16 protein-coding genes are annotated in these 22,263 nt (G+C 71.5%); 8 read left to right on the top strand and 8 right to left on the bottom strand.

The window, feature by feature from the left end; genetic code table 11:
• Nucleotides 1-243 precede the first annotated feature (243 nt).
• On the top strand, nucleotides 244-2,049 hold the full coding sequence (locus ACYUED_RS02010; protein ID WP_491290595.1) for a M4 family metallopeptidase: 1,806 nt from the start codon (nucleotides 244-246) through the stop codon (nucleotides 2,047-2,049).
• Nucleotides 2,050-2,149: 100 nt separating this feature from the next.
• Here ACYUED_RS02010 and ACYUED_RS02005 read toward each other — a convergent pair whose 3' ends face one another.
• Complete coding sequence (locus tag ACYUED_RS02005) at nucleotides 2,150-2,482, bottom strand: hypothetical protein (protein WP_491290594.1); 333 nt, start codon at nucleotides 2,480-2,482, stop codon at nucleotides 2,150-2,152.
• A gap of 143 nt (nucleotides 2,483-2,625) precedes the next feature.
• On the opposite strand from ACYUED_RS02005, the gene ACYUED_RS02000 reads away from it, so the two are divergent.
• The 4 genes from ACYUED_RS02000 to ACYUED_RS01985 are packed head-to-tail and all read left to right on the top strand — an operon-like array spanning nucleotide 2,626 to nucleotide 9,344.
• Nucleotides 2,626-3,813 carry an ROK family transcriptional regulator gene (locus ACYUED_RS02000; RefSeq protein ID WP_491290593.1) on the top strand — a complete coding sequence of 396 codons (1,188 nt, stop codon included), beginning with the start codon at nucleotides 2,626-2,628 and terminating at the stop codon, nucleotides 3,811-3,813.
• Between the two features lie 26 nt (nucleotides 3,814-3,839).
• Nucleotides 3,840-5,663: an alpha-galactosidase D gene (locus ACYUED_RS01995; RefSeq protein WP_491290592.1), complete on the top strand. Its 1,824-nt coding sequence runs from the start codon at nucleotides 3,840-3,842 to the stop codon at nucleotides 5,661-5,663.
• A 19-nt stretch (nucleotides 5,664-5,682) separates the two neighbouring features.
• Nucleotides 5,683-8,049 (top strand): glycosyl hydrolase family 95 catalytic domain-containing protein, encoded by a 2,367-nt coding sequence (locus ACYUED_RS01990; RefSeq protein ID WP_491290591.1) that lies wholly within the window; start codon nucleotides 5,683-5,685, stop codon nucleotides 8,047-8,049.
• A complete protein-coding gene (locus tag ACYUED_RS01985; RefSeq protein ID WP_491290590.1) occupies nucleotides 8,046-9,344 on the top strand; it encodes an SGNH/GDSL hydrolase family protein in 1,299 nt (432 codons plus the stop codon). The genes ACYUED_RS01990 and ACYUED_RS01985 overlap by 4 nt, the downstream gene beginning before the upstream one ends.
• On the opposite strand, the gene ACYUED_RS01980 is transcribed toward ACYUED_RS01985, so the two are convergent.
• Genes ACYUED_RS01980 through ACYUED_RS01965 form a run of 4 tightly spaced genes read right to left on the bottom strand, consistent with a single transcriptional unit; the run spans nucleotide 9,299 to nucleotide 15,825 of the window.
• Nucleotides 9,299-12,286, bottom strand: coding sequence for a helix-turn-helix transcriptional regulator (locus tag ACYUED_RS01980; protein WP_491290589.1), 2,988 nt, complete (start codon nucleotides 12,284-12,286; stop codon nucleotides 9,299-9,301). The genes ACYUED_RS01985 and ACYUED_RS01980 overlap by 46 nt on opposite strands.
• A gap of 58 nt (nucleotides 12,287-12,344) precedes the next feature.
• Nucleotides 12,345-12,695, bottom strand: coding sequence for a UBP-type zinc finger domain-containing protein (locus ACYUED_RS01975; protein ID WP_491290588.1), 351 nt, complete (start codon nucleotides 12,693-12,695; stop codon nucleotides 12,345-12,347).
• Nucleotides 12,692-14,152, bottom strand: coding sequence for an ATP-binding protein (locus ACYUED_RS01970; RefSeq protein ID WP_491290587.1), 1,461 nt, complete (start codon nucleotides 14,150-14,152; stop codon nucleotides 12,692-12,694). Before ACYUED_RS01970 ends, ACYUED_RS01975 begins: the two co-directional genes overlap by 4 nt.
• Complete coding sequence (locus ACYUED_RS01965) at nucleotides 14,149-15,825, bottom strand: NAD(P)/FAD-dependent oxidoreductase (protein WP_491290586.1); 1,677 nt, start codon at nucleotides 15,823-15,825, stop codon at nucleotides 14,149-14,151. Before ACYUED_RS01965 ends, ACYUED_RS01970 begins: the two co-directional genes overlap by 4 nt.
• Before the next feature lie 220 nt (nucleotides 15,826-16,045).
• Here ACYUED_RS01965 and ACYUED_RS01960 point away from each other — a divergent pair, with 220 nt between their 5' ends.
• Entirely contained in the window at nucleotides 16,046-16,918 is an 873-nt protein-coding gene (locus tag ACYUED_RS01960; protein WP_491290585.1) for a universal stress protein, read from the top strand.
• A 1-nt stretch (nucleotide 16,919) separates the two neighbouring features.
• On the opposite strand, the gene ACYUED_RS01955 is transcribed toward ACYUED_RS01960, so the two are convergent.
• The 3 genes from ACYUED_RS01955 to ACYUED_RS01945 form a co-directional block, all read right to left on the bottom strand.
• Nucleotides 16,920-18,155: a DUF4032 domain-containing protein gene (locus ACYUED_RS01955; RefSeq protein ID WP_491290584.1), complete on the bottom strand. Its 1,236-nt coding sequence runs from the start codon at nucleotides 18,153-18,155 to the stop codon at nucleotides 16,920-16,922.
• A 41-nt stretch (nucleotides 18,156-18,196) separates the two neighbouring features.
• Complete coding sequence (locus ACYUED_RS01950; RefSeq protein WP_491290583.1) at nucleotides 18,197-18,943, bottom strand: MBL fold metallo-hydrolase; 747 nt, start codon at nucleotides 18,941-18,943, stop codon at nucleotides 18,197-18,199.
• A gap of 178 nt (nucleotides 18,944-19,121) precedes the next feature.
• Nucleotides 19,122-19,748, bottom strand: a complete 627-nt coding sequence (locus ACYUED_RS01945; RefSeq protein ID WP_491290582.1) for an alpha-ketoglutarate-dependent dioxygenase AlkB — start codon at nucleotides 19,746-19,748, stop codon at nucleotides 19,122-19,124.
• 102 nt (nucleotides 19,749-19,850) lie between these two features.
• Here ACYUED_RS01945 and ACYUED_RS01940 point away from each other — a divergent pair, with 102 nt between their 5' ends.
• On the top strand, nucleotides 19,851-20,477 hold the full coding sequence (locus tag ACYUED_RS01940; RefSeq protein WP_491290581.1) for a TetR/AcrR family transcriptional regulator: 627 nt from the start codon (nucleotides 19,851-19,853) through the stop codon (nucleotides 20,475-20,477).
• Nucleotides 20,478-20,577: 100 nt separating this feature from the next.
• Complete coding sequence (locus ACYUED_RS01935; protein WP_491290580.1) at nucleotides 20,578-22,251, top strand: FAD-binding dehydrogenase; 1,674 nt, start codon at nucleotides 20,578-20,580, stop codon at nucleotides 22,249-22,251.
• Nucleotides 22,252-22,263: the final 12 nt, after the last annotated feature.

The following is a 22,263-nucleotide window of genomic DNA, read 5'->3' as shown; positions in this document are numbered from 1 at the left end:
CTTCCGTCGCGTCACATCTTCACAGTCGCCGCACAGTTGGTCACCCGCTGATCACTGAGCGGTGTGGATTTGTAAAGTATTGCCATGTATCGCACGGAAACAGGTTTTTTAGTCTTTACATGGACATGACTCATCCGAAAGGGTTTCTTCCCGGGGCCCGACCAGCCCCTATGGCGCTCAACGGCGCCATGCCTCAAGGCGGTTGGCGATCCCGGCCGTCTGGCAAGGAAGGAACCCTCATCAGTGCGTAGACCGCACATACGCAACGTGGCGGTCGCTGTCGCCGTGACGACGGCCGCCACGGGCCTCGCGGGCACCGCCTTCGCGGGCCCCGCCACGGGGACGGGCCACACCACCTCTGCCACCGCCGGCGTCTCGGCCGCGTCCGTGGTGTCCGCCGCCCGCGCCGCCGCCTTCGCCCACGCATCGGCGACCGGCGTCTCCCAGGGGGACGAACTGCAGGCCGGGGACGTCATGATCGATCCGGAGGGCGCCCGGCACGTCCGGTTCACCCGGGTCCATCAGGGCATGCCGGTCCTCGGCGGCGACCTCGTCGTCCATCTCACCGAGCAGTCGGCGTACTCGGGCGTCACCCGGGCCGCCGGACATACCGTCAAGCCCCCTGCGGCCACCGCCGCCAAGCTGTCGGCCGACCAGGCCGAGCAGAAGGCGGCGACGGTCGCCAAGGGTGAGGCCGGCACCGCCGAACTCGTCGTGGACGCCCGCGACGGCGCGTCCGCCCTCGCCTACCAGGTGCCGGTCAGTGGCGGCGACACCGCCGAGGCCGGCGGCTCCCGGACGGTCGTCATCGACGCCGTCACCGGCAAGGTGCGCAGCAACACGCCCGACAACGACGAGTTCCTCTCGCCCCACCTGCTCGACACCCTGCGCGAGCGCGGCGAGAAGCTCGACCCCGCCACGGGCACCGGCTCGCGGGCCGCCGGCCTCACGGCGATGCCCGCCGCGGCCGCCGCCACCCGCTACCCGTCCAAGGCGAACGGCACCGGCAAGTCCATCTTCGTCGGCAAGGTCCCGCTGACCACCACCCGCACGGCCCGCACCACCTACCTCCTCAAGGACCCCACCCGCTGGGGAACCGAGACCCGGGACGCCAAGGGCCAGGAGCTGGAGAGCTTCTCCCGCGGCAAGAAGATCACCACCACCAACGACGTCTTCGGCAACGGCACCGTCTCCAACCGGAACAGCGCGGCCGCCGACGCCCAGTACGGCGTCACCAAGACCCTGGACTTCTACAAGAAGACCTTCGGTCGCAAGGGCATCGAGAACAACAGCAAGGGCGCCCAGGCCATGGTCCACTTCGGCAAGAAGGTGGCCAACGCGTTCTGGGACTCGGACTGCGACTGCATGCTCTACGGCGACGGCGACGGCGACCTGTTCAAGAAGCCGCTGGTGGCCCTGGACGTCACCGGTCACGAGCTGACCCACGGCGTGGTGGACGCCACCGCCAAGCTGGAGCCCACCCGCGTCGACGAGCAAGGCAACCAGTACGGTGAGCCGGGCGCGCTGAACGAGTCCCTCGCCGACGTCTTCGGCTCCAACGTCGAGTTCTTCACCAACAACGCGACGGACAAGCCGGACTACCTCATCGGCGAGAAGATGGGCCTGGACCAGAAGTTCCTGCGCCGGCTCGACCACCCGTCCCTCGACAAGCTCGAAGGCACGATCGACTACTGGTCGCCCCAGGCGTACGACGCCGAGGTGCACGCCGGCTCCGGCGTCTCCTCGCACGCGTACTACCTGCTCGCCGAGGGCAGCGGCCGAAAGACGATCGGCGGCGTCAAGTACGACTCGCCGACCTTCGACGGCTCGACGGTGAAGGGCATCGGCCGCACCAAGGCCACGGCCATCTTCTACCGGGCGCTGACCCGCTACATGGTGTCCACGACCGACTTCCACGACGCGCGCGTCGCGACGCTGAAGGCGGCCACGGACCTCTACGGGCCGAACAGCACCGAGTACCTGACGGTGGACAAGGCCTGGGCCGCGGTCAACGTCACCCTGGCCAACACCCCGGCCGGGCACCGCTGAGCGGTGCCCTCCGACCGAGGGCACCGGTCCGGGCACCCCGTACAGCGGGGTGCCCGGCTCAGCCTCATTGCTTCAGGCCCTCTGCTTCAGGCACTTCGCTTCACGCGGGCCACGTCGCGCGTTCGCCGATCTCACGGCCGTGCGGCTCACGACGCGGATCGGCCTCGTATGAGGTGATCGCCCCCGCCAGGATCACCGCCTGGAAGGGCTCGCCCGGAACGCGGCCCCGCGCGACGTCCGCCGGCATCGAGAGCGCCGCCCCACTCGCGTCGTACACGGGCCCCTGATGGCACAACGCGGACCACAGGTCGCTCCACACCACGTCGTCCTCGCCGCCCCCGAGAAGAGCGAACAGCCCGGTGTGTCCGCGGCCGAGCCGTAGGCGTGGGTCAGCTCGCGCCAGTCGATCGTCGTCATACGGGCGATGGTGCACGCCGGCACCGACGTGGCTGGATCAGATGTCAACCGCCCCGCCTCACCCGTCATTTGAAGGCCACCGAAACCTCACAGTCAACCTGCGGGCGATTCCTGTCTCTTTTATTGACAGCGGAAAATAAGGCACCTAGGTTCCCGGCCATGCGGTCCACTTCGCCCGTCGAGACGTTCCCGGCCCACACGCCTGCCGCCTCGCAGATCTTCACCACGGTTCTGTCCCAGGGGCCCCTCACCCGGCTGGAGGTCGCCCGGCGCGCCGGGCTGTCCCCGGCCGCCGTCACCAAGGCGGTCCGTCCGCTGCTGGCGGCCGGCTATCTGGTGGAGGCCGCCGACGAGGAGGCGCGCCCCGCCCTCGGCCGGCCCGCGAGCCTGGTGCGCGTCGACGGCGGGCGAGCGCTGTTCATCGGGGTCAAGGTGACCGGCGGCGAGCTCATCGGAGTGCTGACCGACCTGTGCTGCCGTATCCGCCTCGACCGGCGCGTCCCGCTGACGGACCGGTCGACCGAGGCCGTGCTGGCCCCACTGGCGGAGCTGGTGCGCGAACTGCTCGCCGAGGCCGAGGACTTCGGCGCCCCCGTCCTCGGCCTCGGCGTCGCCGTCTCCGGCGACGTCGACCGCACCGAGGGCGCCGTTCGCTATTCGCCCTTCCTGGAGTGGCGGGACGTACCGCTCGCCGAACTCGCCGCCAGGACCACGGGGTTGCCGGTCACCGTCGACAACGACGTACGCGCCCTGACCGTCGCCGAGCAGTGGTTCGGGGCCGGCGTGGGCCTGTCCGACTTCGCCGTGGTGACGGTCGGCGCCGGCATCGGCTGCGGCCTCGTGGTGCACGGCCGGGTGATAGCCGGCGCGCACGGCGTGGCCGGTGAGATCGGCCATGTGACCGTCGACCCGGCAGGGCCTGCCTGTCACTGCGGCAACCGCGGCTGTGTGGAGGCGATCGCGGGGGACGCCGCGATCGTCCGCCGGATCCACGAGACCACCGGCATCGAGGTCGCCGACACCGCCCAGGCCGTGGCGCTGGCCCACCAAGGAGTCGCCGGAGCCCGCGAGGCCTACGCGAGGGCGGGCGAGGCGATCGGCCGGGGCATCGCCACCGTGGCCAACCTGCTCGGCCCGGAACGCGTGATCATCTCCGGTGAGGGGCTCGCCGCCTACGACCTGTTCGCCGAGCAGATCCGCGACACCTTCTCCGCGGCCGCCTTCGGCTCCGCCGCCGACTGCGACGTACAGACCCGCCCGCTCCCCTTCGAGGAGTGGGCCCGCGGGGCCGCGGCCACCGCGATCCAGTCCTTCATCGCCCCCGACGACCCACCACCGAGCCGCTGAACCAACTCCCCCTGGAGGTACGGCCCATGCGGTCATCCTCGTACTCCGTCATGCCCGCACGCACCCTGAGAGCCGCGGTGGTCCTGGCCCTCGCCGCCGGTGCCGTCACCGTCGCCCCCGCGGCCCACGCCGAGACCACCGGGACCACCACGTCCACCGTGTCCGCCGCGCCCGCCGTCGCGGCCAAGCCCTATATGGGCTGGTCGAGTTGGAGCATGCAGTCGTCCAAATACCCCGGCCTGAACCCCGACGGCGACTACAGCTACCTCACCGAGGCGAACGTCACCAGGCAGACCGACGCCCTGGCCGCCAAACTGAAGAAGTACGGCTACGACTACGTCAACATCGACGCCGGGTGGTGGCGCGACAACACCTGGAAGCCCGAGTACGACGAGTACGGTCGGCAGAAGGCCGACCCGAAGCGCTTCCCCAGCGGTATGAAAGCCGTCGCCGACCGCATCCACGGCAAGGGCCTCAAAGCCGGCATCTACCTGCCCGCCGGCCTGGAGAAGGAGGCGTACGGCGGGGGAAAGACGCCCGTCCGGAACGCCGACGGCTGCACCACCGCCGACGTCGTCTACAACGACCTGCGCACCACCAACGGCTGGGACAGCTCCTACAAACTCGACTTCTCCCGACCCTGCACGCAGAAGTACATAGACGCGCAGGCCCAGTTGCTCGCCGGCTGGGGCTATGACTTGCTCAAGCTCGACGGCGTCGGACCGGGCTCCGGAAAGAGCGGCGACCAGTACGACAACGTTGCCGACGTGGCCGCCTGGAAGAAGGCGATCGCCGCCACCGGCCGCCCCGTCCACCTCGAACTGTCCTGGTCCCTCGACATCGGACATGCCGCCGACTGGAAGAAGTACGCGCAGGGCTGGCGCATCGACACCGACGTCGAGTGCTACTGCAACACCCTCGTCAGCTGGGAGAACTCCGTCGACGACCGCTGGGACGACACCCCCGGCTGGACCCGCCACGCCGGCCCCGGCGGCTGGAACGACCTGGACTCCCTCGACGTCGGCAACGGCGCCATGGACGGCCTCACCCGAGCCGAACGACAGAGCTACGCCACCCTGTGGGCCATCGCCAAGTCCCCGCTCTACACCGGCGACGACCTCACCCGCCTCGACTCCTACGGTCTGTCCCTGCTCACCAACGAGGAGGTCATCGCCGTCAACCAGGGCACCACCCCGCCCGCACGGCCCCTCACCCCCTCCGACCCACAGCAGGTGTGGGCCGCGAAGAACCCCGACGGCAGCTACACCGTCGCCCTGTTCAACCTCGCCGACTCACCCGCCGCCGTCTCGGCCTCCTGGGCCTCCCTCGGCTTCACCGGAAAGGCCGCCGTCCGCGACCTGTGGAACCACGAGAACCTCGGCACCCACCAGGACAAGGTCACCCAGGCCCTGCCCGCCCACGGTTCCCGCCTGTTCACCGTGACCCCGCACGGCCAGGCGCTCGCCTTCACCGGCTACGAGGCCGAATCGCCCGCCAACACCCTCGCCGGCAACGCCTCCGTCGCCGACTGCTCCACCTGCTCCGGCGGCAAGAAGGTCGGCAACCTCTACCTCGGCGGCAAGCTCACCTTCAAGGACATCGTCGTCCCCGAAGCCGGCACCTACCAGGTGAAGATCGCCTACATCAGCGGTGACGCCCGCTCGGCCGGCGTCTCGGCCAACGGAGGTGGCGGCACCAGCCACAGGTTCCCCTCCACCGGCGACTGGGGAACCGCCGAAACGGTCAGCGTGCCGCTGACCCTCAAGGCCGGCTCCAACACGATCACCTTCGACAGCGGGAACGGCTACGCGCCGGACATCGACCGGATCGACGTACCGAAGTCGTCCTGAACGCCCTCCAGGAGCCGCCATGAACACCGATCCGCCCCACCTGCTGCCCAGACGCAACCTGGTCGCCCTCGCCGCGACGACCGGAGCGGCCCTGGCCGCTCTCCCCGTCTTCACCGCCTCGGCCGCACCGCAGCGGCTCGACAACTCGGCCTCGCAGGAGAGCAGTTCGCGCCACACACTCTGGTGGCAGGCCCCCGCCGACGACAGCTCCATGATCGAACAGGGGCTCCCGGTCGGCAACGGCCGCCTCGGCGCCCTCGCGGGCAACGACCCCGGCCGTGAACTCCTCCTCCTCACCGACGCCACCCTGTGGACCGGCGGCCTCAACGACGAGCTGGACGCAGACGGCCAGTTCCCCTACGGGCGCGACGACTTCGGTTCCCTCACCCTGCTCGGCCGGCTCACCGTCGACCTCCCCGACCACCACCTCGGCAAGGTCTCCGGCTACCGTCGCACCCTCGACCTCGGGCAGGGCCTGGTCACCACGTCGTACGTCCGCTCGGGCGTCACCTACCGGCGGCAGATCTTCGCCAGCCGCCCGGACGACGTGATCGTCCTGCACTTCACACAGAGCGGAGGCGGTCGCCACACCGGCACGGTCACGCTGGAGGGCATGCACGACGAGGGCGCCTCGGTCGCCTTCGGTGCCGCGTTCCCCAACGGCCTGAAGTACGGAGCAGCCGTCACCGCGTACGGCACCGGAGGCCGCGTCACGGTCAGCGGCTCGCACATCGCCTTCGCCGGCTGCAAGGACCTCACCGTGGTGGTGAGCGGCGGCACCAACTACGCGCCGGACGCGGCCAAGGGCTACCGCGACCCCACCCTCGACCCGAAGAAGCTGGCGCGCACCAAGGTCCGCGACGCCGCCACCCACTCGGCGGACACCCTGCTGCGCACCCATACTGTCGACCACCGGGCCCTGTTCGAGACGTTCGACCTCTCACTGGGCACGTCGTCCGCGGGGCAACGCTCCCTGGACACCTGGGAGCGGCTCAAGGCACGGACGGCGACCGGCGACCCCGACCCCGAACTCGAGGCCGCCTACGTGCAGTTCGGCCGATACCTGATGATCTCCGGGTCGCGCGGCAGCCTGCCGCTGGGCCTCCAGGGGCTCTGGCTCGACGGCAACGACCCGGCCTGGATGGGCGATTACCACACTGACATCAACATCCAGATGAACTACTGGATGGCCGACCGGGCCGGCGTCTCCGTGTGCTTCGACGCGTTCACCGACTACTGCGTCGCCCAGGTCCCCTCCTGGACCGACCTGACCCGCCGCCTGTTCGACGACTCCCGCAACCGCTACCGCAACTCCAGCGGCAAGAACGCCGGCTGGACGGTCGCCATCTCCACCAACCCCTATGGCGGAGGCGGCTGGTGGTGGCATCCCGCGGGCAACGCCTGGCTGTGCAACACCCTGTGGGAGCACTACGAGTTCACGGGGTCACGGTCCCACCTGAAGAAGATCTACCCCCTGCTCAAGGGTGCCTGCGAGTTCTGGGAGGCACGACTGCTCACCACCACTCTCCCGGGCACCACGCGCGAGGTGCTGATCGCCGACAGTGACTGGTCACCGGAACAGGGTCCGCTCGACGCCAAGGGGATCACCTACGCTCAGGAACTGGTGTGGGCGCTGTTCGGCAACTACTGCACTGCGGCAGCCGAACTGCAGTGGGACAATACCTACGCGGCTACCGTTTCCGGCCTCCGCAAACAGCTGTATCTCCCGCAGGTGAGCCCCAGGACCGGCTGGCTGGAGGAGTGGATGTCCCCCGACAACCTCGGCGAAACCACCCACCGGCACCTGTCCCCGCTCGTCGGTCTCTTCCCCGGTGACCGCATCCGTCCCGACGGCTCCACCCCGGCCGGCATCGTCGCCGGCGCCACCGCCCTGCTCACCGCCCGCGGCATGGAGAGCTTCGGCTGGGCCAACGCCTGGCGCAGCCTGTGCTGGGCCCGCCTGAAGAACGCCGACAAGGCGTACCAGCTGATCGTCAACAACCTCCGCCCCTCTACCGACGGCAGCAACGGCACGGCCGCCAACCTCTTCGACATCTACGAACTGGGCAAGGGAAACGGCGTCTTCCAGATCGACGCCAACTTCGGCACCCCGGCGGCCGTGATCGAGATGCTCCTGTACTCCCGCCCGGGTCACCTCGAACTCCTGCCGGCGCTCCCCGACGCCTGGGCGAAGTCGGGCTCGGCGAAGGGCATCGGGGCCCGCGGCGGCTTCCTCGTCGACCTGCACTGGAAGGACGGCAGACCGACCGAGGCACGTATCCGCAGCGTCGGCGGCCGTACCACGACAGTGGCGTACGGCGACGCCTCACGGTCCGTGACCCTGGCCCCCGGCGGCTCCGTCACGCTGAAGGACCTCGCGCGGTGAGGGCCCGCCTCGCCCGAGCCGGCCGCCTCGGCGCCCTCCTGCTGCTGGCCGGTGCCGTCCAGGCCACGCCGGTGCACGCGTCCGGCGAGCAGCCCGAGTTCACCGTCGTGGGAGCGCCCGAGGACCACCGCTGGGTTGTCACCTGGGGCGCGAGCGCCGACCGCATGGGCGACTCGGCCGCCGACCGCGGCTACCGGCTGGTCGTCCGCACCAGCGCGGCGGGCAGCGGCCTGCGGATCCGGCTCTCCAACGCCTTCGGGGACCGGCCGGTGACCTTCGACAGCGTCTACGCCGGCATCCGGCAGCAGGGCGCCTCACTGGTCCCCGGCAGCAACCGCCGGCTGACCTTCGGCGGCGCCCGCTCCGTCACCGTCCCCGCGGGCGCCGTCGCCCTCAGCGACCCCCTGCCAGGTCGAACCCCCGCCGCCACCGACCTGGTGGTGAGCATCCACACACCGGACGCGGCGGGCCCCGCGACCGGTCACTGGATGGCCATGCAGACGTCCTACACGACCCAGGGCGACCACACCGCCGAGGAGAGCGCCGCCCACTGGACGGAGGCGATCGGCTCCTGGTTCTACCTGGACGCCGTCTCCGTACGGCCGCCCGCGGGCACCGCGGCCGTCGTCGCTCTCGGCGACTCCATCACCGACGGCTGGCAGTCCACCACCGACCTCGACCGCCGCTGGCCCGACTACCTCGCCCGCCGGCTGCGGACCGCCGGCGGCGACGTCAAAGGAGTGGCGAACGAGGGGATCTCCGGCAACAAGGTCCTGGCGGACGGCGGCGGCCAGAGTGCCCTGAACCGTCTGCAGCGCGACGTCCTCTCCCAGCCCGGCGTCCGTACCGTCTTCCTCTTCGAGGGTGTGAACGACATCAAGGCCCATACAGGAGTCACCGCCCGGGACCTGATCACCGGCTACCGGGAGATCGCCGAGCGGGTCCACGCGGCCGGCAGGTGTGTCGTGGCCGCCACCGTCGCCCCGTTCAAGGGCTGGTCGGAATGGGATCCGGCCGGCGAGACGGTCCGCCGGGAGGTCAACGAATTCGTCCGCGGCAGCGACGAGTTCGACGCCGTCACCGACTTCGACCACGTCCTCCGCAGCCCCTACGACCCCGAGCGCGTCCTCCCCGTCTTCGACGGCGGGGACCATCTGCACCCCAACGACAAGGGCATGCAGGCCATGGCCGACGCCGTCGACCTCAAGAGCCTCGACTGCACCGCCCGGCAGCACCCCGGCGGCCGGAATCAGCCCGACGCCGTCGGCTCCGGCGCGATCAGCCCCTCCCGGTAGGCGATGGCCACGGCCTCCGTACGGCTCGAAGCACCCAGCTTGGCCAGGATGTTGGAGACGTGGACGCTCGCCGTCTTGCCGGTGATGAACAGCGCCTCGCCGATCTGCCGGTTGCTGCGGCCACGGGCGAGCAGCCGCAGCACCTCCTGCTCGCGGGGGGTGAGCGGCGAGGGGCGCTCCCCGTCCGACGACGGGGCGTCGGCGAGGCGGCCGCGGCGTACAAGACCGTCCAGCCGCTCCAGCAGGGGCGCCGCGCCGAGCCGCTCGGCCACCGCGTGTGCCTCGCGTGCCTGAGCGGCCGCCTCCGCACGCCGCTCGGCCGCCAACAGGGCCTCCACGAAACGCACTTGGCAGCGCACCCGCTCATACACATCGCCGTAGCCGAACGCCGTGACCGCCTTCTCCCAGGCCGCCGCGTCCGGCCCGGACACCGCCCGCAGCCACTCCGCCTCGGCGCGGGCCAGCCAGGCCAGCCCCTCCGGGCCCTGGGGAGTGCCGTCCTCGCCGCGCACGGCTGTCTCCCGGGCCAGCTCGACCAGTTCGTCCGCGGTGTCCTTCCAGTGGTCGCAGGCGCCGCCGCCCGAGCGCAGGTCCACGGCCGCGTCGGCGACCGCCGACAGCGCGAGGGCCGCCAGCCGGACCGAGAGGTCGGGGCGGTGACCCGTCTCGTCGGTCAGTGCCTCCACCGTGGCCCGAGTCCGCTCCACGGCCTCCTGCGGCTCACCCCGCAGCACGGCGGCCTCGGTCAGCGCGATGCCCGCGACCAGTGTGGCCATCCAGTCGAACGGTCCCTCCAGCAGAACCCTGGCCCGATCCATCGCGCCCAGGTCACCGCGGGCCAGCGCCACATACAGCGCGGGACCCATGGCGTACGCGCCCGCCGACGGCAGCACGGCGACATCGTCCGCCGCGGTCCGCAGGCACTCGTCCCAGCGGCCCAGCGTGTACAGCACCAACAGCTGCAGATAGCGCATCTCCAGCGGATACGGCGACGACAGCAGCCCGGCCCGGCGGGCACGGTCCAGGCCCTCGGCAACCCACGGCAGACAGCCGTCGAGGTCACCGGACTCGAAGCAGCCGACGGCGAGATTGAACAGGGCACGCATCTCCACCGGTGCGTTCCCCGCCTGCCGGGCCAGCTCGCGGGCCTCCCGCAGCCGCTCACGGCCCTCGGCGGTGCGCCGCCCGCCGCCCTCCAGGATGGCCAGCGAGACCAGGAGGTCGGCCTGCGCGTCCGCGACCCGCAGCTGCTCGGCGACGCGCAGGGCCTGGCGGGCGACCCGCAGCGCCGTCTCGTTCTCCCCGATGTGGCGGGCGGCGATCACGTGCGTGGCGGCCGCCCACACCCAGGTCCGGGTCGGCGGCTCGGCGGGGATCAGGTCGAGCGCCTCGCTGCTGTAGCCGAACGCGGCCGTCAGACTGTCGACGCTCATCAGATTGCCGGCCAGGGTGTACCGGACCCGGGCGGCGAGCTCGGAGTCCGCGTCCTGGCCGATGCTCGCGAGCGCGGCCCTGGTGAGGGACACCGCACGGTGCGAGTCACCGGCATGCGCGGCCGCCGCCGAGGCGCGCAGGGTGAGCGTCACCCGGTCGACGCCGTCCCCCGAGGGCCGGGCCGCCGGGTCCACCGACTCCCACAGGTCGAGGGCGGTCTCCAGATGCCGCAGCTCCTCGGCGGGCGCGCCCACCCGGCCGGCGTACCCGGCCGCCTCCAGCGAGGCGGCGAGCGCCTCGGCCAGGTCATGGCTCTCGCGGTAGTGGTGGGCGCGCTCGGCCGCGCTCTCGGCCGGGTGCCCGCGTCCCGCGAGCAGGCGGGCGAACGCGCCGTGCAGCCTGGCCCGTTCCCCCGGCAGCAGGTCCGCGTAGACCGCTTCCCGGGCCAGGGCGTGCCGGAAGGCATACGTGTCGGCGTGCCCGGGGACGAGGAGCTGCCGGCCGATCGCCTCGCGCAGCGCCGCCTCCAGCTCGTCCTCGGGGAGCCCGACCGCCTCGCTCAGCAGGTCGTGCTCCACGCGCCGGCCGGCGACCGCGGCCGTGCGCAGCACCTGCTGGGCGGTGTCGGACAGCTGCTCGATGCGGATGAGGAGGACGTCGGCAAGGCCGCTGGGCACGCCGCCCGCCTCCGTGTCCGTGGCCGCCAGCAGTTCCTCCGCGTAGAAGGCGTTGCCCTCGGCGCGTGCGACGATTCCGCGGACCGTGGCCTCCGGCAGCGGACGGTCCTGCAGCGCGCGCACCAGCCGGGTCACCTCGGCGTCCGCCATGGGCCGCAGCTCCAGCCGCTCCACCGCGGGAAGCCGCACCAGCTCGGCCAGGAGGGGGCGCAGGGGATGGCGGCGGTGCAGGTCGTCCGCGCGGTAGGAGGCGAACACCGCCAGCCGGTGGGTGGGCGCACCGCCCGCCGGCCGCTGCAGGATGCCGCGGCTGAGCAGGAACCGCAGCAGATCCCGTGAGGACTGGTCGGCCCAGTGCAGATCCTCCAGGACCAGGAGGAGCGGAGCGATCTCCGACAGATCGGCCAGCAGCCCCGCCACGCCCTCGAACAGTCGCAGCCGCCCGCCCCCACTGTCCCTGTGCGGGGTCGGGCCGCCGTCGTCCCGCGTGGCGTCCGAGCCCGCGCCGAGCAGCCGGTCCACCACCGGGTGCCGGGCCAGGACGTCCGCGAACCGCTCGTCGGCGGCCGGCACACCCAGCACCTCGGTGAACGGCAGATAGGGCAACCCCACGTCACCGAGGTCCACGCAGTGACCGGTGAGGACCGTCATCCCGGCCCGGGCGGCCCGTCCGGCGACCTCGTCCAGCACCCGGGTCTTGCCCACGCCGGCGTCCCCGGCGAGCAGCACGGCCCGGGCCTCGCCGCCGCGGGCGCGCTCCAGCAGCGTGGCGAGCCGGGCGATCTCGTCGTCCCGGCCGATGAGCGGCGTGGTGAACAGGGTCTGCGGCACGCATCCATCCTGGCACGCGGCACTGACGGCGCGGCCCGGGACAGCGGAGGTCAGGGCCTCAGCGCAGCGTCTCCGTCCAGTTCGCCGGTACGCGTCCCGCCGGCCCCGGTGCGGGCTGGTCCGCGGGATGGCTCTCCGGCGGAGCGAGACCGGGCCCGGATTCGTAGAGCTCACTGCTGTCGAAGTTCCAGAACCAGCGCTCGCCCGGCTCGTAACTGCGGATCACCGGGTGGCCGGTGGCCCGGTAGTGCGCGGTGGCGTGCTTGGCGGGGGAGTCGTCGCAGCAGCCGACGTGGCCGCACTGCGCACAGCGCCGCAGGTGGAACCACCAGCCGCCGGCGGCGTCGCACTCGACGCAACCGCTGCCGCTCGGCGGGACGCTGGTGTCGATTCCGTTGTCGCTGGTCATGCAGGCTCCTCAGGCGTGTCGTCGTCCGTGGCGGTGAGCGGAAGAAGGACCTGGAAACGGGTGTCCCCGGGCTCGGACTCGACCTGGAGGGTGCCGTGGTGCTTGTTGACGACGATCCGCCAGGAGATGTCCAGGCCGAGCCCGGTGCCCTCGCCCACCGGCTTGGTGGTGAAGAAGGGGTCGAAGATGCGGTCCCGGATGTCCTTGGGCACACCGGGCCCGGTGTCGCGGAACTCCACCAGCAGCCGGTCGGGTTCCCGCGCCGTGCGCACCGTCAACGTGCCTTCCTCACCGGTGCTGTTGATGGCCGAGACGGCGTTGTCGATCAGGTTGGTCCACACCTGGTTGAGCTCCGCCGGGTAGGCGGGGATCTTCGGGAGCGTACGGTCGTAGTCCTTGACGACCTCGATCCGCGGGCCGATCTTGGCTCCCAGCATCAGCAGGGTGCTGTCGAGGAGTTCGTGGACGTCGGAGTGCTGGTAGGGGGCGCGGTCGAGTTGTGAGTACTGCTTGGCGGCGTCGACCAGATGCGAGATACGGGTGGTCGAGTCGTTGATCTCGTCCATCAACAGCTCGGTCTCGACGGTGTAGTTGAGCCAGCCGATCGCGTTCGGCAGGATCTCCGTGTCCACGGCCGCCGCGATCTGGTCCAGCCAGTCCACGTCGAGACCGGCCTGCACGAAGGTGGGCGCGATCCGCCAGCCCTCCTGGATGTCGTGGTCGTCCAGCCAGTCGGTGACGGTGTCCTCCCGGTCCGACGCCTCCAGGGGGCTCAACGTGGGCGCCTTGGCGACGCGTTCGGCCGTGCGCTCCTGGATGTCGATGAGGTTGGCCATGACCTCGGGGGGATACGAGCCCTGGGCGATGACCGCGAGCTTGTGCCGCATCTTGCCGACCCGCTCCCGCAGCGTGGAGGTGGCCCGTACGGCCGCCGCGGCCGGGTTGTTGAGCTCGTGCGTGAGCCCGGCGGACAACGAGCCGAGCGCCAGCAGCCGTTCACGCTGGCCGACGGCCCGCTGGGTGCTCTTCGAACCGAAGAACAGACCCTCCAGGAGATGGACCGCCATCGGGAACCACTCCTGCATGATGGCCGCGAACGTGTCGGCGGGCAGCACGAAGAACCGCGTCGGCTCCGTGACACGCATGGAGTTGTTGTAGACCTGACGGACCCGGTCCTCCCCGATGTAGGCCTGCATGGCCCCCGCATACACCCCGCGCTGTGAGGTGCGGGTCACCTCCACGTCGTCGCCGCCGACCCGTCGGGACAGCACGACGGTGCCCTCGATCATCACGTAGAAGCAGGTGGCGGGCTCGCCCTCGGTGTACACGGGCCCCGCCTCGTACCGCTCCACCCGCCCCTCGCTGCACAGCCGCCCCTTCTGCTCAGGGGTCAGCTTCTCGAACAGGAACAGCGATCCGATCTCCTGCGGGCTGCAGGGCGCGGGTTCCCCGCTCACGACTGCTCCAGATACCGGTGGACGAGCATCACTGCCATGGCTCCCTCTCCGACGGCGGACGCGACGCGTTTGGCGGACTCGGCGCGTGCGTCGCCCGCCACGAACACGCCGGGAATGTTGGTCTCCAGGTGGTACGGCGGCCGGTCCAGTTCCCACTCCGCCGGCGGCCGCCCGTCCGGCGTGAGGTCGGGTCCGGCCAGGATGAACCCGTGGTCGTCCCGCAGCACCGTCCCGTCCAGCCAGTGGGTCAGCGGGGCCGCGCCGATGAACACGAACATCCACTGCGCGTCGACGAGTTCGGTCTGCCCGCTGTCGACGTCGCGCAGGGTGAGCTGTTCCAGGTGGTCGGAGCCGTGCGCGGACTCGACGACCGTGCGGGCGCGCACGGAGATGTTGGGCGTCTCGTTGATCTGCTGGATCAGGTAGTGCGACATCGACGCGGACAGGTCCGCCCCGCGCACCAGCAGCGTGACCGACTTGGCGCCCCGGGCCAGGTACATCGCCGCCTGCCCGGCCGAGTTGGCGCCGCCCACGATGTACACGTCCTGCCCCTGGCAGGAGGCCGCCTCCGTGAGCGCCGAGCCGTAGAACACCCCGCAGCCGGTCAGGTCGTTGCAGCCGGGCGCCTCCAACTGCCGGTACGACACCCCGGTCGCGAGGATCACACTGTGCGCTGCGACCGCCGAGCCGTCCGAGAACCGCACCGTCCGCGCGGCCCCGTTGGCCTCCAGCCCCGTCACCTCCCGCGCGGAGAGGATCTCGGCGCCGAACCTCGCCGCCTGCCGGCGCGCCCGGTCGGTGAGCTGGGCGCCCGACACTCCGTCCGGGAAGCCCAGGTAGTTCTCGATCCGCGAACTCTGGCCCGCCTGCCCGCCGGTCGCCGAGCGCTCCACGAGCACGGTCCGCAACCCCTCCGACGCCCCGTACACCGCGGCTCCGAGCCCGGCGGGCCCGCCGCCGATGACGACGAGGTCGTAGAAGTCCGCGGCCGGTGTCGTCGCCAGGCCCACCCGCGAGGCCAGCTCGGGCGCCTCCGGCTCGACCAGGGGCGTCCCGTCCGGGGTGATCACGAGCGGCAGCCGTTGCCCGTCCTGCCCGGCCGCCGCCAGCAGCCGTCTGCCCTCCGGCTCGTCCGCCGAGTACCAGCGGTACGGCACCTGGTTGCGCGCGAGGAACTCCCGTACGTCCGAGGAACGCGCCGACCAGCGGTGTCCGACGACCTTGGTGCTGGGCACCGGCCGGAAGTCGCTGCAGCGCCAGGCCTCCAGCAGATCGTCCAGGACGGGGTAGAGCTTCTCCTCCGGCGGGTCCCAGGGCTTGAGCAGGTAGTGGTCCAGGTCGACGACGTTGATCGCGTCGATCGCCGCACTGGTGTCGGCGTACGCCGTCAGCAGCACGCGCCGGGCACCCGGATACACGTCCAGGGCCTGTTCCAGGAACTCGATGCCGTTCATCTGCGGCATGCGGTAGTCGGCCAGGATCACGGCCACGAGATCACCGCGCAGCTTCAGCTCCCGCAGCGCGTCCAGTGCGGACTCGCCGGACTCCGCGCGCACGATCCGGTACGACTCGCCGTAGCGGCGTCGCAGGTCCCGGGCGACCGCCCGGGACACCCCCGGGTCGTCGTCCACGGTCATGATCACGGTCCGCGCTGTGTCGGACGCCTGTGCCATACGTCTCCCACCCCGAGTGGTCGGGCCGACGGCACGGCGAGTCCTGTCGCAAGGGCCCCGCGCCGACTCCCGCCCATCGTATGTTCGATCGTCCCGCTTCGCTCCGGTATACAGCGGGCCGCCGGTCAGTGGCTCGTCCTTGCTTCCCTTGCGAGGTCGCGGGGCCGGGGTGGGGAAGACTGGCTGCGATGGACGTGGCCACGACACTGGAGGCAGCCGCATGACGCGCCCGATCACCGCAGGGGTCGACGGAACCGAGGAGAGCATCGCCGCACTGGACTGGGCAGCCAGGGAGGCGGTGCGCCGGGGCCTGGCGCTGCGGGTGGTGCAGGTCTGGAGCTTCCAGCCGCACCAGGGGATCGCCGCGGCCGACCCGGACACGCAGACCGGGTGGGTGCGGGACGCGCTGGACGAGGTCGTCCGAGGCGTCATCGGGCGGCATCCGGACCTCGACGTCACCACTGATGTCGTGACGGGGGAGCCGGTGGCTGCGCTGCTGGCCGCTGCCAAGGAGGCGGAGCTGCTGGTGCTCGGCTCGCGCGGGCACGGGCCCGTCGTCGGTTTCCTGCTCGGCTCCGTGGGCCAGCAGGTGATCGCCGAGGCGGCACGGCCGGTGGTGCTCGTGCGCGCCGGCGACCAGCCGGCGGGCGAGGCCGGCGGCCGTGAGGTCGTCGTCGGCCAGCAGGGGGAACCGGACGACAGCGCCGAGACCTTGCGGTTCGCGTTCGAGACGGCGGCCGCCCGGGGCGCGACCGTGCGGGCGGTGCGGGCCTGGACGCTGCCGCCGGTGTTCGCCTACAGCCCCGGTTCGATGCGCCTCCTCGACGAGGCCGGAGGCCTGGAGCCCTTCGAGAGGAAGGCACTTGCCGCGGCCCTGCAGCCGTGGCGGGAGCGGTTCCCCGGCGTGCCCGTGGTCGAGCACGTGGAGATCGGCAGCGCGGGTCAGGTGCTGCTGTCGATGACCGGGCGGGCCCAGCTGATGGTCGTCGGCCGACGGGCGCGCCGTACGGCGGTGGGCGCGCGCATCGGCTCGGTGGCGCACGGGGTCCTGCACCACGCGAGTTGCCCCGTGGCCGTGGTCCCGCACACCTGAGTCACTCGCCGGTCGTGGGCAGCAGCGTGTCGCGAGCCTTCGGAAGGATGCTGTCGATGTAGTCCTCCACCGCCGTGTCCAGCCCGATGTCGTGCTGCGCCCGCTCCGACAGGTACCAGCGGTGCTCCAGCAGCTCGTGGTAGATCTCCGCCGCGTCCATCGTGCCGCGCAGTTCCAGGGGGACGGCCCTCACGGTGGGCCGGAAGACGTCCCGCACCCATCGGTGGGCCAGCACCTCGGGGCGGGCGGCGAGGGGGTCGCCGGGCGCGTAGTCGTCCTGGGTGGCCATCCAGCTCTCCAGGTCGTTGAGGAGCCGCCGGGCCTGGTTCTCCTCGGTGTCCAGGCCGGTCAGGCGCAGCAGTTGACGCTGGTGGTGGCCGGCGTCGACGACCTTGGGCACGAAGGTGACGGTGTCGCCGTTGGAGGAGTGCTGGATCTGCATCTCGGCCACGTCGAATCCGAGCTCGTTGAGGCGGCGGATCCGGCGCTCTATGTAGTGGTGCTTACCGGCCGGGTAGACGGACGTGCGGGTCAGCTCCTGCCACAGGCCGCCGTAGCGGGCGCAGATCTCCATGCCGAACTCGACCGGATCCACCGACGGGTGCAGTGCCCCGGACGCCTCCAGGTCGAGGAGCTCGCCGCTGATGTTCACCCGGGCGAGGTCGAGGTCGTACTCGCGCTGTCCGCCGCTGAGCCGGGGGTGCAGGTCGCCGGTCTCGGCGTCCACGAGGTAGGCGGCGTAGGCGCCCGCGTCGCGTCGGAAGAGGGTGTTGGACAGCGAGCAGTCGCCCCAGGCGAACCCGGCGAGGTGCAGGCGCACCAGCAGCACCGCCAGCGCGTCCATGAGGCGGTGCATGGTGGCCGGACGCATGGTCGTCTCGAACATCGAGCGGTACGGCTGCGAGCCGCGCAGATGCCGGGTGATCAGCACCGGTTCCAGCGGGGCGCCTTCCTCGTCGGCCCGCCCGGTGACCACGGCCAGCGGATCCACCGCGGGGATGCCGAGCCGGTCCAGGTCGCGCAGCAGCTCGTACTCGCGCAGCGCGGGCCGCTCGGCGAGTTCCTTGACGGCGATGACCTCGTCCCCGGCGCGGGCGTAGCGCACGACGTGGCGGGATATGCCGCGCGGCAGCGGGACCAGGTATTCGTCGGGCCACTCCTCCAGCGGGAGGTGCCAGGGCAGGGCCAGCAGGAGCGCGGGATGCTCCGGGTTCGTCGCGCTGATCTGCAGTGCCATGGCTCGCGTTTCCTTGCCTCGCGGGTGATCGTCACCTCACCTTAGAGGGCGCGCTCCTTGGCCTGAAGTGCCGCTTCACCCACTGGACCGCGGTGTGCGGGGCCGTGTCCGGGAAGCAGCAGGTCGCCGTCCAGGGCGGCCAGTACGTCCAGTGAGGCAACCGCACGTTCGCGCTGGTGGTGGAACATGTCGGGCAGTAGCTGCGGCCCCTTGATCCGCGAGGTGGGGTGAGCGCTGGCCAGGGCGTCGCCCGAGATCAGTACCCCGGCGTGCGGCAGGTGGAAGGCGGCGTGCCCGTCGGTGTGGCCGGGCGTGTGCACCGGTACCGGCCGGCCCGGCAGATCCAGCGGGCCCGCCGCGGGGAACGGCTCCGGAGCCGCGACCGGCACATGGGCCGTGCCGCCGGAGCGGAGGGTGTGCACCGCCCAGGGCAGCACACCGGGCCGCCAGCTGTTCCGCAGGACCTGCCCGACGGTCACCTGGTGCAGGAACTCCCGGCGCGCGTGCGGCACTTCGGCCTCGTGGAGGTACACGGGCGTGCCGTAGGTGCTGCGCAGGTACTCGGCGGAGCCCAGGTGGTCGTTGTGCGCGTGCGTGATCAGCACCGCCGCGACCGCCTCCGGTGAACCGCCCACCGCCGCCAGGGACGCGAGCACCTGCTCCCGGTCCCCGGGGTAGCCGGTGTCGATCAGGGTGATCTCGTCACCCTCGGTGAGGATCACCCAGTTGGTGTTGCTGCCGTGCACCAGGTGAATGCCGTCGGCGACTTGCCGCACGTCTGCCCGCATGATTGCCCCGTGTGGTGAGGTCCCTGCCCGACCGCACCAGCAAAGCAGACCCGGCCCGCACCGGAACCGGCGGGTCCGCGCCAATCTGCGGGCGGTCCCGACCGGCGGAAGGGCTGCCTCCGGCACCGTCCGCCGGAGGCAGCCCCCTGCGTGCAGCCGACGCGGCCGCCTCTCCGCCTCACTGCACGCCGTGCGGGCGGAACTGGATGCTGATACGCGGTCCCGCGGCGCGTGCGGTCTTCGGTACGCAGTGCTCCCAGGTCCGCTGGCAGGAGCCGCCCATCACGATGAGGTCGCCGTGCCCCAGCGGGCGTCGCACACTGTCGCCGCCCCGCGCAGGACGCAGCAGCAGATCGCGGGGCGCGCCCACCGAGAGAATGGCGACCATCGTGTCCTCGCGGGCGCCCCGTCCGGTCCGGTCCCCGTGCCAGGCGACGCTGTCCCGCCCGTCGCGGTAGTAGCAGAGCCCGGCCGTGGTGAACGGCTCGCCCAGCTCCTCGGCATAGCGCGCGGACAGCGCCAGGCGGGCCTCGTCCAGCGCCGGGTGCGGGAGCGCGTCGCCCGCTCGGTAGTACGCGAGCAGCCGCGGTACGTCGATGACCTGGTCGTACATCGTGCGTCGTTCGGCATGCCACGGAACCTCGGCGGCCAGCTGTTCGAACAGGCCGTCCGAGCCGGCGAGCCATCCGGGCAGCAAGTCGATCCAGGCGCCGAGGCCGAGCTGCGTCCGGCGGATCCCGTCGAGGGAGCCGAGCCGCAGCTGGTCGGTCTGGTCGAAGAGCGAGCCCTGGAGGTGCGTGGTCATGGATCCAGCGTACTCCTTATTCGAAAATGTGTTCCCATGGATGTCGGGCCGCTTTCGATACATCGATGTATCGGATACATTCCCGTATCAAACGGAGGGCTCATGGTTGCTGGACAGACGGTGCGGCGGGTGACCCGGCGCCGGGTCCGTACGCGCGCCAACCTCCTCGACGCCGCCTTCGCCGTGTTCGCCGCCAAGGGCTTCGGGAGGGTCTCGATCGAGGAGGTCTGCGAGGCCGCCGGCTACAGCAGGGGCGCCTTCTACTCCAACTTCGACAGCCTGGACGAGCTGTTCTTCGCCCTCTACCGGCAGCGCGCCGACCTGATCGCGGACCAGGTGGCCGGAGCGCTCGCCCAGGACGGGCCGGACCTCGACGTGCCCGCCGCCGTCGACCGCGTCACCGAGGTGCTGCTCCTCGACCTGGACTGGCTCCTGGTGAAGACGGACTTCCTGGTGCACGCCGCCCGCGATCCACAGGTCGCCGAGACCCTGCTGGAACACCGGGCGCGGCTGCGCGGGGCGATCGCGGACCGGCTCGCCCGCGCGGGCGGCTTCGTCGAACCGCCCGCCGTGCTCGGCGACATCGACGGCGCGGCCCACGCCGTGGTCGCCGCGTACGACGGTGTCACCACCCAACTGCTGCTGGACAGGGATGTCGACGGCGCGCGCGCCTGGCTCAGACAACTGCTCACCGCGCTGCTGACCGACGGCAGGGGCAACCCCCGATAGAGCCCCGAAAGACCCCGGCCGGATCCAAGAGACCCCAACCAGACCCCAACCAGACCCGGCAAGACCCGGCAAGACCCTGACAAGAAAAGGAACCCTCGCCATGGACGCGGACGTCATCGTCGTCGGAGCGGGCCTCGCGGGCCTGGTAGCCGCCCACGAGCTCACCAGCCAGGGCCGGAGGGTCGCGCTGGTCGACCAGGAGAACGCCGCCAACCTCGGCGGGCAGGCGTTCTGGTCTTTCGGCGGCCTGTTCCTCGTCGACTCCCCGGAGCAGCGCCGCCTCGGTATCAAGGACTCCTTCGGCCTGGCCTGGAGCGACTGGCAGGGCAGCGCACAGTTCGACCGGGTCGACGACGAGGACTCCTGGGCGGTGCGCTGGGCGCGTGCCTACGTCGAGTTCGCGGCGGGGGAGAAGCGCTCCTGGCTGGAGAGCCACGGCATCAAGTTCCTGCCCACCGTCGGCTGGGCCGAGCGCGGGGACCTGCGCGCGGACGGACACGGCAACTCCGTTCCCCGCTTCCATGTCACCTGGGGCACCGGCACGGGCGTCGTGGAGCCGTTCGTCGACCACGCCAAGCAGGCCGCACGCGACGGGCTGCTCACCTTCTACCACCGCCACCAGGTCGACGAGCTGGTCATCGAGGAGGGCGCGGCGCGCGGGGTGCGCGGCACGGTCCTCGCCGAGGACAACTCGCCCCGTGGTGTCGCCTCCGGCCGCGACCGCATCGGCGACTTCGAACTCACCGCCCAGGCCGTCGTCGTCACCACCGGCGGCATCGGCGCCAACCACGACATCGTCCGCCGCTACTGGCCCGAGCGGCTGGGCACCCCGCCCTCCGAGATGGTCACGGGCGTGCCCGCGTACGTCGACGGCCGCATGCTCGACATCAGCGCCGAGGCGGGCGTACGCCTGGTCAACCGCGACCGCATGTGGCACTACACCGAGGGTGTGCAGAACTGGGACCCGATCTGGCCCGGCCACGGCATCCGCATCCTGCCCGGACCGTCCTCGCTGTGGTTCGACGCCCTCGGCCGCCGCCTGCCCGACCCGTGTCTGCCGGGCTACGACACCCTCAGCACCCTCAAGCACCTGCGCACCACCGAGGACATCGCCGGCCACGACCACTCCTGGTTCATCCTCACCCAGAAGATCATCGAGAAGGAGTTCGCGCTGTCGGGCTCCGAGCAGAACCCCGACATCACCGCCAAGGACAAGGGTGCGGTCCTGCGCGACCGTCTGCTCGGCAAGGGCGCCCCGGGCCCGGTCGACGCGTTCCTGCGCAAGGGCGCCGACTTCGTGAGCGCACCCACCCTGGAGCAACTCGTGGCGAAGATGAACGAGCTGACGGACAAGCCGCTGCTCGACGCGGCCGAGCTGCGCCGCCAGATCGAGGCCCGCGACCTGCAGATCGCCAACCCGTACAGCAAGGACTCCCAGGTCCAGGGCATCCGCAACGCCCGCCGCTACATCGGCGACCGCCTCGGCCGCGTCGCCACCCCGCACCGTGTCCTCGACCCCGCGGCGGGCCCGCTCATCGGCGTCAAGCTCCACGTCCTCACCCGCAAGACCCTCGGCGGCATCCAGACCGACCTCGACTCGCGCGCCCTGAACGCCGACGGTGACCCGATCGAGGGGCTCTACGCTGCGGGCGAGGTCGCCGGCTTCGGGGGCGGAGGCGTCCACGGCTACAACGCCCTGGAGGGCACCTTCCTCGGCGGCTGCCTCTTCTCCGGCCGGGCGGCCGGACGGGCGGCGGCGAAGCAGACCGCCTGACCGATTCCGCAC

Source organism: Streptomyces sp. DF42 (assembly GCF_058267695.1).
This window is presented reverse-complemented; position numbering and strand designations above follow the sequence as displayed.